This window comes from Enterobacter sp. FUJ80071, assembly GCF_038739915.1.
GTDB lineage: Bacteria > Pseudomonadota > Gammaproteobacteria > Enterobacterales > Enterobacteriaceae > Enterobacter > Enterobacter kobei.
In genome coordinates this window covers 3,734,937-3,748,761 of the sequence record NZ_JBBXKH010000001.1, presented here as the reverse complement: position 1 = coordinate 3,748,761, position 13,825 = coordinate 3,734,937, and the positions used below count along the sequence as shown (strand labels likewise).

Sequence of the window (13,825 nt, the reverse complement as noted above, 5' to 3'; positions counted from 1 at the left end):
GTGTGACGGAAAGCGGGGGAAAGATGCCAGTCATTTTGAAAAAGTATGATCGGTCTCCTGGTTTTTGATGATAATTTTCACTATTAAATATTTATATGGTAAAAATTTTCATCAATAAATGAGGGGATGAAAAAATGATGCAAATGTTCAGTGGAGCCTCTTCGGGGGGATGGTTTGAAAAAGCGCAGCGCTTCGGCAAATCGTTTATGTTGCCCATCGCCGTGTTGCCTGCGGCGGGTCTGCTGCTTGGGATAGGCGGCGCGTTGTCGAATCCCAATACGCTAACGGCCTATCCGTTTTTAGATGTGGGCTGGCTGCAGGCGGTTTTCACCATCATGAGCAGTGCAGGTTCCATCGTATTTGCGAACCTCTCGGTGCTATTTGCGGTTGGGGTGGCCGTTGGGTTGGCAAAAAGTGATAAAGGCACGGCAGGGCTGGCGGCGTTACTGGCGTTTCTGGTGATGAACGCCACCATCAACGCGCTGCTGATCCTCACCGGCAAACTGGCGCAGGAAAACCCGGGGGGCGTGGGGCAGGGGATGACGCTGGGGATTCAGACGCTGGAAACGGGTGTATTTGGCGGCGTAGTGATTGGTCTCGTGACCTGCGCGTTGCATCACCGGTTTAATAAAATTGCCCTTCCGCAGTTCCTGGGCTTCTTTGGCGGCTCGCGCTTTGTCCCGATTATCAGCTCGCTGGCGGCGATACTCGTCGGCGCGTTGATGACCGTGGTCTGGCCGCATTTCCAGAAACTGATCTTTGGTCTGGGCGGGCTGGTAGACGCCACCGGTTATCTGGGCACCCTGCTGTACGGCTTCATTTTACGCATGCTGGGCCCGTTCGGGTTGCACCACATCTTCTATCTTCCGTTCTGGACCACGGCCCTTGGCGGCAGCGAGATCGTCAATGGTCATCTGGTGGAGGGTACGCAGCGTATCTTCTTCGCCCAGCTGGCTGACCCGACGACGAGTCAGTTTTATGAAGGTACGTCGCGCTTCATGTCTGGGCGCTTTATTACGATGATGTTTGGCCTGCTCGGCGCGTGTCTGGCGATGTACCACACGGCAAAACCCGAGAACAAAAAGCGCGTTGCCGGGCTGCTGCTCTCTGCGGCGTTAACCTCTTTCCTGACGGGCATTACCGAGCCCATCGAGTTCTCCTTCCTGTTTATTGCGCCGGTGCTTTACGTCATCCATGCGCTGTTTGACGGGCTGGCGTTCATGCTCGCACACATGCTCCATATCACCATCGGGCAAACCTTCTCCGGCGGTTTTATCGACTTCGTGCTGTTCGGCATTTTGCAGGGGGAGGCCAAAACCAACTGGATGTTCGTTCCGCTGGTCGGCGTGCCGTGGTTCTTCCTTTACTACTTCACCTTCCGCTACCTGATTAACCGTTTTGATTTCGCCACGCCGGGCCGTGAAAAGACGGCGATGGTTGATGAAGTGAGTCTGCCGCAAAGCGAGCGCGCTGCGGCGGTGATCGCCGGATTAGGTGGAAAAGACAATCTGGACGAGGTGGACTGCTGCGCCACGCGCCTTCGCGTCACGGTCAAAGACGGCAGCAAGGTGGATGACGCGGCGCTGAAAGCGACCGGCGCGCGCGGCGTTATCGTGCGCGGTAACGGGGTTCAGGTCATTTTTGGCCCGCACGTCACCATTATCAAAAACGAAGTGGAAGAGATTTTATCGTAATGAAAACTGTACTGGATAACCTGAAGGGAAAACTGGTCGTCTCCTGTCAGGCGCTGGAGAATGAACCGCTGCATAGCCCGTTTATTATGTCGCGGATGGCGCTGGCGGCGGCGCAGGGAGGGGCCGCTGCCATTCGTGCCAACAGCGTGGTGGATATCGAGTCCATTAAGCAGCAGGTCTCTTTGCCTGTCATCGGCATCATCAAACGGGATTACCCGGAAAGCGAAGTGTTTATCACCGCCACGATGAAAGAGGTGGATGAGCTCATGGCCGTCGCTCCGGAAATCATAGCCCTTGATGCCACGGCCAGGGAACGTCCCGGTGGGGAATCCCTGGAAACGCTGGTCATGCGCATCCGCTCGCGCTACCCCTCGGTACTGCTGATGGCGGATATTTCCACCGTGGACGAAGCCGTGACGGCGCAGGCGCTGGGCTTTGACTGCGTCGGCACGACGCTTTACGGCTATACGGCGGAAACGGAAGGCCATTCGCTTCCGGAGAACGACTGCGCGTTCCTGAAGGCCGTGCTGGCGGCCGTGACGGTTCCCGTGGTTGCCGAAGGGAACGTGGATACGCCTGAACGCGCGGCCCGGTGCCTGGCGCTGGGTGCGCACACGGTCGTCGTCGGCGGCGCGATCACCCGTCCACAGCAAATTACCGAACGGTTTATGGCGGCGATTAGCGCGCAAAGCACCGATGGAGCATGACCATCCGGCGGGGATCTGCGATACTTATCGTTTATCCCCTTAACTGAGATGACTATGCAGTACCCGATTAACGAGATGTTCCAGACCCTGCAAGGCGAGGGTTACTTTACCGGTGTTCCCGCTATCTTTATTCGTTTACAGGGATGCCCGGTTGGCTGTGCCTGGTGTGATACCAAACATACGTGGGATAAGCTCGCAGATCGGGAAGTGTCGCTGTTTAGCATTCTGGCGAAAACCAAAGAGAGCGATAAGTGGGGCGCGGGCAGTTCAGAAGATCTGCTGGCGATTATTGGTCGTCAGGGCTGGACGGCGCGCCATGTGGTGATCACCGGCGGTGAACCCTGCATCCACGATCTGACTCCGCTGACCGAGCTGCTCGAAAAGAACGGCTACAGCTGCCAGATTGAAACCAGCGGCACCCACGAAGTGCGCTGCTCTCACTCTACCTGGGTGACGGTTTCGCCAAAAGTGAATATGCGCGGCGGGTATGACGTGCTCTCTCAGGCGCTGGAACGCGCGGATGAGATTAAGCACCCGGTAGGGCGCGTGCGCGATATCGAAGCGCTGGACGAACTGCTGGCGACGCTGACGGATGAAAAGCAGCGGGTGATTGCCCTGCAGCCTATCAGCCAGAAAGAAGATGCGACGCGTCTGTGTATTGAAACCTGTATCGCGCGTAACTGGCGCCTGTCCATGCAGACGCACAAGTACCTGAATATAGCCTAAAAAAAGCCCGGTTTTGCCGGGCTATTTTTTTACTCTCCGCGATACACGCAGCCTGCCGTGCAGGTCTCTTTGATCATCACCGCGCTCAGCAGCGGTACCAGCGGCTTCATCTGATCCCAAATCCATTTTGCCAGCACTTCGCTGGTCGGGTTTTCAAGGCCCGGGATCTCATTCAGATAGTAGTGATCCAGACGGTCGTAGGTCGGTTTAAACGCGGCCTTCAGTTCGGCAAAATCCATGATCCAACCGGTATGCGGATCAACTTCACCGGTGATCTCAAGACGCACCATAAACGAATGCCCGTGCAGACGGCCACATTTATGCCCTTCAGGAACATGCGGAAGGTGGTGGGCGGCTTCGAAGGTGAAATCTTTAAACAGTGTGGTGGACATGATCGCTCTCAGTAATGCGGAAAAAACCGCCGCATAGTACCGGAAAGCACAATTTTTAGCATTAACTAAAACGGCTCTGAAGGCGCAGCCATGGCGGTAAGGCGCTTTTTTGGTTTTTAACTATTTATTTTCAATGAGTTAGTTAACCTGTTTTATCGCTAAGAACGATAACTAAAACAGGTTAGTCCATTTGGTTATTTATTATTTCCATCCCTTCTTTAATTGTTATTATCCTCGCCGTTAACCTTATCTTCAGTTTGGATTTATTCGCTTAAAGTCCGCTTGGCTACTGGAACATAACGACGCATGACAACACAGGCCCCACCATCAAATTTGCTTCCCCTGAACCCGGAGCAACTGGCGCGCCTTCAGGCTGCCACCTCTGATTTTTCTCCCACTCAGCTTGCCTGGGTCTCCGGTTATTTCTGGGGAATGCTCAATCAGCAGCCTGGCGCTGTCGCGGGCGCACCGGCAACGGCTGTGGAAATTCCCGCTATTACGCTGATTTCCGCCTCGCAGACGGGCAACGCCCGCCGCGTGGCCGAAGCGTTGCGTGACGACCTGCTGGCCGCCAAACTGAACGTGAACCTGGTCAACGCCGGTGATTATAAATTTAAGCAAATCGCGTCAGAAAAGCTGCTGGTGGTGGTCGCCTCTACCCAGGGCGAAGGTGAACCCGCTGAAGAAGCGGTAGCACTGCATAAGTTTCTGTTCTCGAAAAAAGCCCCAAAACTGGATGGCACGGCGTTTGCCGTGTTTGGTCTGGGCGATACCTCCTATGAATTCTTCTGTCAGTCCGGTAAAGACTTCGACAGTAAGCTGGCGGAGCTCGGCGCAGAGCGCCTGCTGGACCGCGTCGACGCGGATGTGGAATACCAGACTGCCGCCGCCGAATGGCGCGCGCGCATTGTTGAGGTGCTGAAAGCGCGCGTGCCGAAAGAGACGCCGGCGCAGGCCGCATTGACCTCAGCGGGCGTCGTCAACGATATCCATACCAGCCCTTACACGAAAGAAGCACCGCTGGCGGCAAGCCTGTCGGTGAACCAGAAAATCACTGGCCGCGACTCGGAAAAAGACGTGCGTCATATCGAAATCGATCTCGGTGACTCTGGCCTGCGTTATCAGCCTGGCGATGCGCTGGGCGTCTGGTATCAGAACGATCCGGCGCTGGTGAAAGAGCTGGTTGAGCTGCTGTGGCTGAAAGGTGATGAGCCTGTCACCGTTGACGGCAAAACCCAGTCGCTTTCTGATGCGCTGCAGTGGCATTTCGAACTGACGGTCAACACTCCGAACATCGTCGAAAATTACGCCACCTTAACGCGCAGTGAATCGCTGCTGCCGCTGGTGGGCGACAAAGCGAAACTGCAGCATTACGCCGCGACGACCCCGATTGTCGATATGGTGCGTTTCTCTCCGGCGCAGCTGGATGCCGATGCAGTGGTCGGGCTGCTGCGTCCATTGACCCCGCGCCTCTACTCCATCGCCTCTTCTCAGGCAGAGGTGGAGAGCGAAGTGCATATCACCGTGGGCGTGGTGCGTTATGACATCGAAGGCCGCGCCCGTGCGGGTGGGGCATCAAGTTTCCTGGCGGACCGCGTGGAAGAAGAGGGCGAAGTGCGCGTCTTTATCGAGCACAACGACAACTTCCGTCTGCCGGCAAACCCGGAAACCCCGGTGATCATGATTGGTCCAGGCACCGGTATTGCGCCGTTCCGCGCCTTTATGCAGCAACGTGCGGCGGACGACGCGCCAGGCAAAAACTGGCTGTTCTTCGGCAACCCACACTTTACCGAAGATTTCCTCTACCAGGTTGAGTGGCAGCGTTACGTCAAAGAGGGCGTGCTGACCCGCATCGATCTGGCCTGGTCCCGCGACCAGAAAGAAAAAGTCTACGTACAAGACAAACTGCGCGAACAGGGCGCAGAGCTGTGGCGCTGGATCAATGACGGTGCCCACATTTATGTCTGCGGCGACGCCAATCGCATGGCGAAAGACGTTGAGCAGGCACTGCTGGAAGTGATTGCCGAATTCGGCGGTATGGATGCCGAAACGGCGGATGAATTTTTAAGTGAGCTGCGCGTTGAGCGCCGTTATCAGCGAGATGTCTACTAATGAGCGAAAAACATCCAGGGCCACTGGTGGTCGAAGGTAAACTGACAGACGCCGAGCGCATGAAGCTGGAAAGCAACTACCTGCGCGGCACCATTGCTGAAGATTTGAATGACGGTCTCACCGGCGGTTTTAAAGGTGACAACTTCCTGCTGATCCGTTTCCACGGTATGTACCAGCAGGACGACCGCGATATTCGCGCTGAGCGTGCCGAACAGAAGCTGGAGCCGCGTCATGCGATGCTGCTGCGCTGCCGTCTGCCGGGTGGGGTCATCACCACCAAACAGTGGCAGGCGATTGATAAATTCGCTGGCGAAAACACGATCTACGGCAGCATCCGCCTGACCAACCGTCAGACCTTCCAGTTCCACGGTATTCTGAAGAAGAACGTGAAGCCGGTGCACCAGATGCTCCACTCCGTCGGGCTGGACGCACTGGCCACCGCCAACGACATGAACCGTAATGTGCTTTGCACGTCGAACCCGTACGAGTCTGAGCTGCATGCCGAAGCGTATGAGTGGGCGAAGAAGATCTCTGAGCATCTGCTGCCGCGCACCCGCGCCTATGCAGAGATTTGGCTCGATCAGGAGAAAGTCGCGACCACCGATGAAGAACCGATTCTCGGCCAGACCTATCTGCCGCGTAAGTTCAAAACCACGGTCGTGATCCCGCCGCAGAACGATATTGACCTGCACGCCAACGACATGAACTTTGTGGCGATTGCCGAAAACGGCAAGCTGGTCGGCTTTAACCTGCTGGTGGGCGGGGGCCTGTCCATTGAGCACGGTAACAAGAAAACCTACGCCCGCACCGCGAGCGAGTTTGGTTTCCTGCCGCTGGAGCATACGCTGGCGGTGGCGGAAGCCGTGGTCACGACCCAGCGCGACTGGGGTAACCGTACCGACCGTAAAAACGCGAAAACCAAATATACCCTCGAGCGCGTGGGAGTGGAGACGTTCAAAGCGGAAGTGGAGCGTCGCGCGGGGATCAAATTTGAGCCAGTCCGTCCTTACGAATTCACCGGTCGCGGCGATCGTATTGGCTGGGTGAAAGGTATCGACAATAAATGGCATCTGACGCTATTTATCGAAAATGGTCGAATTCTGGATTATCCGGGCCGTCCGCTGAAAACCGGTCTGCTGGAAATTGCGAAGATCCACAAAGGCGAGTTCCGCATTACCGCTAACCAGAACCTGATCATTGCCGGCGTGCCGGAGAGCCAGAAGGCGAAGATCGAGACGCTGGCGCGCGATCATGGGTTGATGGATGCGGTCAAACCGCAGCGTGAAAACTCCATGGCCTGCGTGTCGTTCCCGACCTGTCCGCTGGCGATGGCCGAAGCGGAACGTTTCCTGCCGTCATTTACTGACAAAGTGGAAGCGATTCTGGAAAAACACGGCATTCCGGACGAGCATATTGTTATGCGAGTGACCGGCTGCCCGAACGGCTGCGGTCGCGCGATGCTGGCCGAGCTGGGGCTGGTGGGGAAAGCGCCGGGTCGCTATAACCTGCATCTGGGCGGTAACCGTATCGGCACACGTATTCCACGTATGTTCCGCGAGAACATCACCGAGCCGGAAATCCTTGATTCCATCGACGAGCTTGTCGGGCGCTGGGCGAAAGAGCGCGAAGCGGGTGAAGGCTTCGGCGACTTTACGGTGCGTGCGGGCATCATTCGCCCGGTGCTCGATCCCGCAAGGGATTTCTGGGAGTAACCACGAGAGGTAATTATGTCCGTACTCGATCTAAACGCCCTTAACGAACTGCCAAAAGTCGAACGCATTCTGGCACTGGCAGAAACCAACGCCCAACTGGAAAAGCTCGACGCCGAAGGGCGCGTGGCCTGGGCGCTGGAAAACCTGCCGGGAGACTATGTGCTTTCGTCGAGCTTTGGTATTCAGGCGGCGGTGAGTTTGCATCTGGTGAATCAGATCCGTCCGGACATTCCGGTGATCCTCACCGACACCGGTTACCTGTTCCCGGAAACCTACCAGTTTATTGACGAGCTGACGGACAAGCTCAGGCTGAACCTGAAAATCTACCGCGCGACGGAAAGCGCGGCCTGGCAGGAGGCACGCTACGGCAAGCTGTGGGAGCAGGGCGTTGAGGGCATTGAGAAATACAATGAGATCAACAAAGTCGAGCCGATGAACCGGGCACTGAAAGAGCTTAACGCGCAGACGTGGTTTGCAGGGTTGCGCCGTGAGCAATCCGGCAGCCGTGCCACGCTGCCGGTGCTGGCGGTTCAGCGCGGAGTCTTTAAGGTGCTGCCGATTATCGACTGGGATAACAGGACGGTGTACCAGTACCTGCAAAAGCACGGGCTGAAGTACCATCCGCTGTGGGACCAGGGCTACCTGTCAGTTGGAGACACCCACACCACGCGCAAATGGGAACCGGGAATGGCGGAAGAAGAGACGCGATTCTTTGGGCTGAAGCGCGAGTGCGGGTTACACGAAGGGTAATGTTATTTCGCCCGGTGGCGCTGCGCTTACCGGGCCTACAAAGGCTCGATCGATACGTAGGCCCGGTAAGGCGTAGCCGCCACCGGGCTTAACGACCTCAGCCTTTCCCCGCCTTCGCCAGCTCCTTCACCAGCGGCAGCATCACTTTCACCACGTCCCGGCTGCGGTGTTCAATGCGCTGCGGCAGGGCGCTATCAATATGCTGCTGATTATCCAGCATCACGTTATGCCAGCTTGTCCCGTCCGGAAAGGCTTTCGATTTTCCCCGTTGCTGGTAGCCATCTTTTTTCCCCAGCGCCCAGTTGGTTGCTTCCACGTACAGGACCGGAATGCCCGCTTTATCGAACACTTCGCCGTCGTTGCAGCAGCCCGTTCCTCGCGGATAATTTGGATTGCCGCCCGGGTTGCTGGCGGCATACACCCCGTGGCTGCGGGCAATGGCGAGCGCCCGGTCACGCGTCAGTTTACGCACGCTACCCGGTGTACTCTGCCCGCTGTTGAAATACAGTTTATCGCCGACAATCAGGTTATCGAGGTTAATTACCAGCAGCGTATTTTTCTTCTCTTCAGCGCTCATGCGTTTAAGGAGATTCTCAGCGCCGAGCTTACCCTCCTCTTCACCGCTGGTGGCAACGAAACGAATGCCATATTGCGTCGGAATGTTCTTCATTCGCTCGGCCAGTTCGAGCATCACGCCAAGACCCGCTGCGTTATCGTCCATGCCCTGCAGCGTCAGCCCGCCGAGGTTGTTATCGGTGTCGGCATCGCTGAGCGGTGCGTAAGTATCGAGATGCGCCATGATAATAATCTGTTCCGCCGCGCGACCTTCGTGAGCCGCAATAACCGTACTGCCGGTCACGTTGTGCCAGTTTTGTGTTTTATTGCGCGAGGTATAGATATAGCGGCTGTGAAACGACCGGATATCGCTCTGGTAACCCATATCAGCAAATTGCTGGCGAATATAGTCAGCAGAGAGCATTTCCGCAGGTGAACCGGTCATGCGGCCAGGGAAAACGGTGGCAATATGCCGCGCCTGCTGAGTGGCGATTTCACCATAGGGTTGATTTTTTGCCTGAGCCGGAAGAATAAAGCAAACGCCTAGCGCCAGGGCAGCAACACAGTGGCGCGTTGCGGAAAACATAGTGAGTCCTTAAAAACAGAGCAAAATTTTAACTGGCCTAGTATGAAACTGTGATCGTCCAGACACAATTTGAATTGCTCTTAAATGCCCGAAAATTCGCGTGTTAAGCACTTTTTGATATTAACTTTTTCACATCGTTATTCCATTGAGTAACTACTCATTCCAATTCGTAATTTCATTCGGTCTAAGCCGCCCCCTATAGTCCCTCTATTCCTCGTTGTTAGTGAGTTGTTGCCTGTGGACTATCTGCCCTTATTTGCCGCGATTAAAGAGAAACCGGTGCTGGTTGTTGGCACGGGTGAAATTGCCGATCGCAAAATCGCGTTTTTGCAACGTGCGGGGGCGCAGGTGCGGGTAGTGGCAGAAGCGGATTTTGACGAATCACAAATCGACAGCGTAGTGCTGGTAATAGCGGCGACCGAAGATCGCGACCTGAACCGTCGTGTTTCCGACGCCGCTCAGGCCCGTTACCGTCTGGTGAACGTGGTGGACGACCAGCCGTTATGCTCGTTTATCTTCCCGTCGATCGTTGACCGTTCGCCGCTTCTGGTGGCGATCTCCTCCGGCGGTACCGCTCCGGTGCTGGCGCGCGTGCTGCGGGAAAAAATCGAAGCACTGCTGCCGACAAGCCTCGGGCGCATGGCGGAGACAGCCAGCTACTGGCGTAACCATCTGAAGACCCGGCTGACCAGCGTGGCGGAACGTCGTCGCTTCTGGGAGCGGGTGTTTCGCGGCCGCTTTGCCAGCCTGATGCAGGCCGGCAATGAGACGGCGGCGCAGAAAATTCTCGAAGACGAACTGGATAACCCTGGCAGTACGAACGGGGAGATCATTCTGGTGGGCGCAGGGCCGGGCGATGCCGGGCTTCTGACGCTGCGTGGCCTGCAGGTGCTGCAGGACGCGGACGTGGTGTTCTACGACCATCTGGTCACCGACGGCGTGCGCGAGCTGATCCGTCGCGACGCGGAGCAGATCTGCGTCGGCAAACGTGCAGGCGAGCACTCTGTGCCGCAGCACGACACCAATCAGATGCTGATTGCTGCCGCCAAAGCGGGCAAAACCGTGGTGCGTCTGAAAGGGGGCGATCCGTTTATCTTCGGACGAGGCGGAGAAGAGTTGCAGGCGGCAGCCGAAGCGGGCGTACCGTTCCAGGTGGTGCCTGGCATTACGGCGGCATCAGCAGTAACGGCCTATGCCGGTATTCCGCTGACCCATCGCGATTATGCGCAGAGCGTCACGTTTGTGACCGGGCACTACAAGGCCGACAGCACGCCGTTTGACTGGTCGCATCTCGCCCAGAGCCGGCAAACGCTGGCGATATACATGGGCACGATGAAAGCCGCAGACATCAGCGAACAGCTGATTCAGCACGGTCGCGAGGCAGCGACGCCCGTTGCCGTGATTTCTCGCGGCACCCGCGTCGATCAGCATGTTGCTATCGGCACATTACTCGAACTTGCAGACCTGGCGAAAGATGCCCCGATGCCCGCCCTGATCGTGGTGGGGGAAGTGGTACAGCTGCACAGTACGCTCGCCTGGTTTCAACATACTACAGACTCAGAGGGGTTTGGTTCCTCTGTGGTGAATCTGGCTTAAGGAACGGTTATGGACCAAAAACGACTTACTCACCTGCGGCAGCTCGAAGCGGAAAGTATCCATATTATCCGCGAAGTGGCAGCCGAATTTTCTAACCCGGTGATGATGTACTCCATCGGTAAAGATTCCAGCGTCATGCTGCATCTGGCGCGTAAAGCGTTTTATCCGGGTACGCTGCCGTTCCCGCTGCTGCACGTCGATACCGGCTGGAAATTCCGCGAAATGTACGAATTCCGCGACCGTACCGCAAAAGCTTACGGCTGCGAGCTGCTGGTGCATAAAAACCCGGAAGGGGTGGCGATGGGCATTAACCCCTTCGTGCACGGCAGCGCCAAACATACGGATATCATGAAAACCGAAGGGCTGAAGCAGGCGCTGAACAAATACGGCTTTGATGCCGCCTTCGGCGGCGCGCGCCGTGACGAAGAGAAGTCTCGTGCTAAAGAGCGTATCTACTCTTTCCGCGATCGTTTCCACCGCTGGGATCCGAAAAACCAGCGCCCTGAGCTGTGGCACAACTACAACGGCCAGATCAACAAAGGCGAAAGCATCCGCGTTTTCCCGCTCTCCAACTGGACCGAGCTGGATATCTGGCAGTACATCTATCTGGAAAATATCGAGATCGTTCCGCTGTATCTGGCGGCTGAGCGTCCGGTGCTCGAGCGCGACGGCATGCTGATGATGATCGACGACGATCGCATCGACCTGCAGCCGGGCGAAGTCATCAAAAAACAGATGGTGCGTTTCCGTACCCTCGGCTGCTGGCCGCTGACCGGCGCGGTGGAATCCAACGCGCAGACGCTGCCGGAGATCATTGAAGAGATGCTGGTGTCGACCACCAGTGAGCGACAGGGGCGCGTGATTGACCGCGACCAGGCAGGCTCCATGGAGCTGAAGAAACGTCAGGGTTATTTCTAAGGAGCCGCCATGAACACCACTATTGCTCAACAAATTGCCAACGAAGGCGGCGTGGAAGCGTATCTGCACGCGCAACAACACAAAAGTCTGCTGCGTTTTCTGACCTGCGGCAGCGTGGATGACGGGAAAAGTACCCTGATTGGTCGCCTGTTGCACGATACACGCCAGATTTACGAAGATCAGCTCTCTTCTCTGCACAACGACAGCAAACGTCATGGTACCCAGGGTGAAAAACTCGACCTGGCGCTGCTGGTGGATGGTTTGCAGGCGGAGCGCGAGCAGGGCATCACCATTGACGTGGCCTATCGCTATTTCTCAACGGAGAAGCGCAAATTTATTATCGCCGACACCCCGGGGCACGAGCAGTATACCCGTAATATGGCGACCGGCGCGTCGACCTGCGACCTGGCGATCCTGCTGATCGACGCCCGTAAAGGCGTGCTGGATCAAACCCGTCGTCACAGCTTTATCTCCACGCTGTTGGGGATCAAACACCTGGTCGTGGCGGTCAACAAGATGGATCTGGTGAACTTCAGCGAAGAGAAATTTGAGGAGATCCGCCAGAGTTACCTGACCTTTGCCGAACAGCTGCCGGGTAATCTGGATATCCGCTTCGTGCCGCTTTCCGCGCTGGAAGGCGATAACGTCGCCTCCCAGAGTGCGAATATGCCGTGGTACAGCGGCCCGACGCTGCTGGAAGTGCTGGAGACCGTTGAAATTCAGCGCGTGGTTGATACCCAGCCGATGCGCTTCCCGGTGCAGTACGTTAACCGTCCAAATCTCGATTTCCGCGGCTTCTCCGGCACGATTGCCTCCGGCTCCGTGAAGGTGGGACAGCGTGTCAAAGTGCTGCCCTCCGGCGTAGAATCGGCAATCGCGCGCATCGTGACGTTCGACGGCGACCTCCAGGAAGCCGGGGCAGGGGAGGCGGTCACCCTGGTGCTGAAAGACGAGATTGATATCAGCCGGGGCGATCTGCTGGTCGACGCGCAGGAAACGCTGGCAGCAGTGCAGGGCGCGTCTGTGGATGTGGTCTGGATGGCGGAACAGCCGCTGACCGCAGGCCAGAGCTACGACATCAAAATTGCGGGCAAGAAAACTCGCGCCCGCGTGGACGGCATTCAGTTCCAGGTGGACATCAACAATCTCACCCAGCGTGACGTGAGCGAGCTGCCGCTGAACGGTATTGGCCTGGTGGATCTGACTTTCGATGAGCCGCTGGTGCTGGATCCGTATCAGCAGAACCCGGTAACGGGCGGCCTGATCTTTATCGACCGTCTGACTAACGTCACCGTCGGCGCGGGGATGGTTCGTGAGCCAAACGAGCAGGCGACCGTCGCCTCTGAATTCAGCGCCTTCGAACTAGAGCTGAACGCGCTGGTGCGTAAGCACTTCCCGCACTGGGGCGCCCGCGATCTGCTGGGAGGCAAATAATGGCCGCACATGATGAGAACGTCGTCTGGCATCCTCATCCGGTCACCGTCGCGCAGCGTGAGCAACTCCACGGACATCGTGGGGTTGTGCTGTGGTTTACCGGGCTGTCTGGCTCCGGTAAATCCACGGTAGCGGGCGCGCTGGAAGAGGCGCTGCATCAGAGGGGCGTGAGCACCTACCTGCTGGACGGGGATAATGTCCGTCATGGTCTGTGCAGCGATTTAGGCTTCAGCGACGACGACCGCAAAGAGAATATTCGCCGGGTGGGAGAAGTCGCCAGCCTGATGGCGGATGCGGGGCTGGTGGTGTTAACGGCGTTTATCTCGCCGCATCGTGCTGAGCGCCAGATGGTGCGTGAGCGCGTGGGGCAGGATCGCTTTATCGAAGTGTTTGTCGATACGCCACTGGCGGTCTGCGAAGCTCGCGACCCGAAAGGGCTGTACAAAAAAGCGCGTGCCGGCGAACTGCGCAACTTCACCGGAATTGACGCGGTTTACGAAGCGCCTGAATCGCCTGAGATTCACCTGGAAGGTCAACAATTGGTAACAAATTTAGTAAGCCAATTATTAGACCTGCTCAGACGGGACGATATTATCAGATCCTGAGGCGGTATCGTTCGGGAGCTGTCTTTCCGAACGATGAG

General features: G+C 56.9%; 12 protein-coding genes. 10 read left to right on the top strand and 2 right to left on the bottom strand.

Annotation, left to right across the window (positions count from 1 at the left end; all coding sequences use genetic code 11):
* The first annotated feature begins 134 nt into the window (after window positions 1-134).
* Genes AAER43_RS18215 through queE form a run of 3 tightly spaced genes read left to right on the top strand, consistent with a single transcriptional unit; the run spans window position 135 to window position 3,127 of the window.
* Entirely contained in the window at window positions 135-1,694 is a 1,560-nt protein-coding gene (locus tag AAER43_RS18215; RefSeq protein ID WP_050862125.1) for a PTS transporter subunit EIIC, read from the top strand.
* Window positions 1,694-2,401 (top strand): N-acetylmannosamine-6-phosphate 2-epimerase, encoded by a 708-nt coding sequence (locus AAER43_RS18210; protein ID WP_050862123.1) that lies wholly within the window; start codon window positions 1,694-1,696, stop codon window positions 2,399-2,401. The genes AAER43_RS18215 and AAER43_RS18210 overlap by 1 nt, the downstream gene beginning before the upstream one ends.
* Before the next feature lie 54 nt (window positions 2,402-2,455).
* Window positions 2,456-3,127 carry a 7-carboxy-7-deazaguanine synthase QueE gene (gene queE / locus AAER43_RS18205; RefSeq protein WP_014885040.1) on the top strand — a complete coding sequence of 224 codons (672 nt, stop codon included), beginning with the start codon at window positions 2,456-2,458 and terminating at the stop codon, window positions 3,125-3,127.
* Window positions 3,128-3,156: 29 nt separating this feature from the next.
* Here the strand turns inward: queE and queD are convergent, their stop codons facing one another.
* Window positions 3,157-3,519, bottom strand: coding sequence for a 6-carboxytetrahydropterin synthase QueD (gene queD, locus AAER43_RS18200; protein WP_014885039.1), 363 nt, complete (start codon window positions 3,517-3,519; stop codon window positions 3,157-3,159).
* Between the two features lie 306 nt (window positions 3,520-3,825).
* Here queD and cysJ point away from each other — a divergent pair, with 306 nt between their 5' ends.
* From cysJ to cysH, 3 genes are read left to right on the top strand one after another with little or no spacing between them, the layout of a single operon-like run.
* Window positions 3,826-5,631, top strand: a complete 1,806-nt coding sequence (cysJ, locus tag AAER43_RS18195) for an NADPH-dependent assimilatory sulfite reductase flavoprotein subunit (protein ID WP_023331194.1) — start codon at window positions 3,826-3,828, stop codon at window positions 5,629-5,631.
* Window positions 5,631-7,343, top strand: coding sequence for an assimilatory sulfite reductase (NADPH) hemoprotein subunit (gene cysI / locus AAER43_RS18190; protein ID WP_014885037.1), 1,713 nt, complete (start codon window positions 5,631-5,633; stop codon window positions 7,341-7,343). The genes cysJ and cysI overlap by 1 nt, the downstream gene beginning before the upstream one ends.
* Before the next feature lie 15 nt (window positions 7,344-7,358).
* Window positions 7,359-8,093, top strand: coding sequence for a phosphoadenosine phosphosulfate reductase (gene cysH, locus AAER43_RS18185; protein WP_023337698.1), 735 nt, complete (start codon window positions 7,359-7,361; stop codon window positions 8,091-8,093).
* A gap of 97 nt (window positions 8,094-8,190) precedes the next feature.
* On the opposite strand, the gene AAER43_RS18180 is transcribed toward cysH, so the two are convergent.
* Window positions 8,191-9,234 carry an aminopeptidase gene (locus tag AAER43_RS18180; protein WP_014885035.1) on the bottom strand — a complete coding sequence of 348 codons (1,044 nt, stop codon included), beginning with the start codon at window positions 9,232-9,234 and terminating at the stop codon, window positions 8,191-8,193.
* Window positions 9,235-9,480: 246 nt separating this feature from the next.
* Between AAER43_RS18180 and cysG the strand changes: the two genes are divergently transcribed.
* Genes cysG through cysC form a run of 4 tightly spaced genes read left to right on the top strand, consistent with a single transcriptional unit; the run spans window position 9,481 to window position 13,787 of the window.
* Complete coding sequence (gene cysG / locus AAER43_RS18175; RefSeq protein ID WP_162184522.1) at window positions 9,481-10,830, top strand: siroheme synthase CysG; 1,350 nt, start codon at window positions 9,481-9,483, stop codon at window positions 10,828-10,830.
* 9 nt (window positions 10,831-10,839) lie between these two features.
* Complete coding sequence (gene cysD, locus AAER43_RS18170) at window positions 10,840-11,748, top strand: sulfate adenylyltransferase subunit CysD (RefSeq protein WP_008499613.1); 909 nt, start codon at window positions 10,840-10,842, stop codon at window positions 11,746-11,748.
* 9 nt (window positions 11,749-11,757) lie between these two features.
* Window positions 11,758-13,182, top strand: a complete 1,425-nt coding sequence (gene cysN / locus AAER43_RS18165) for a sulfate adenylyltransferase subunit CysN (RefSeq protein ID WP_014885033.1) — start codon at window positions 11,758-11,760, stop codon at window positions 13,180-13,182.
* Window positions 13,182-13,787 carry an adenylyl-sulfate kinase gene (cysC, locus tag AAER43_RS18160; protein WP_014885032.1) on the top strand — a complete coding sequence of 202 codons (606 nt, stop codon included), beginning with the start codon at window positions 13,182-13,184 and terminating at the stop codon, window positions 13,785-13,787. Before cysN ends, cysC begins: the two co-directional genes overlap by 1 nt.
* The last annotated feature ends 38 nt before the right edge of the window (window positions 13,788-13,825 follow it).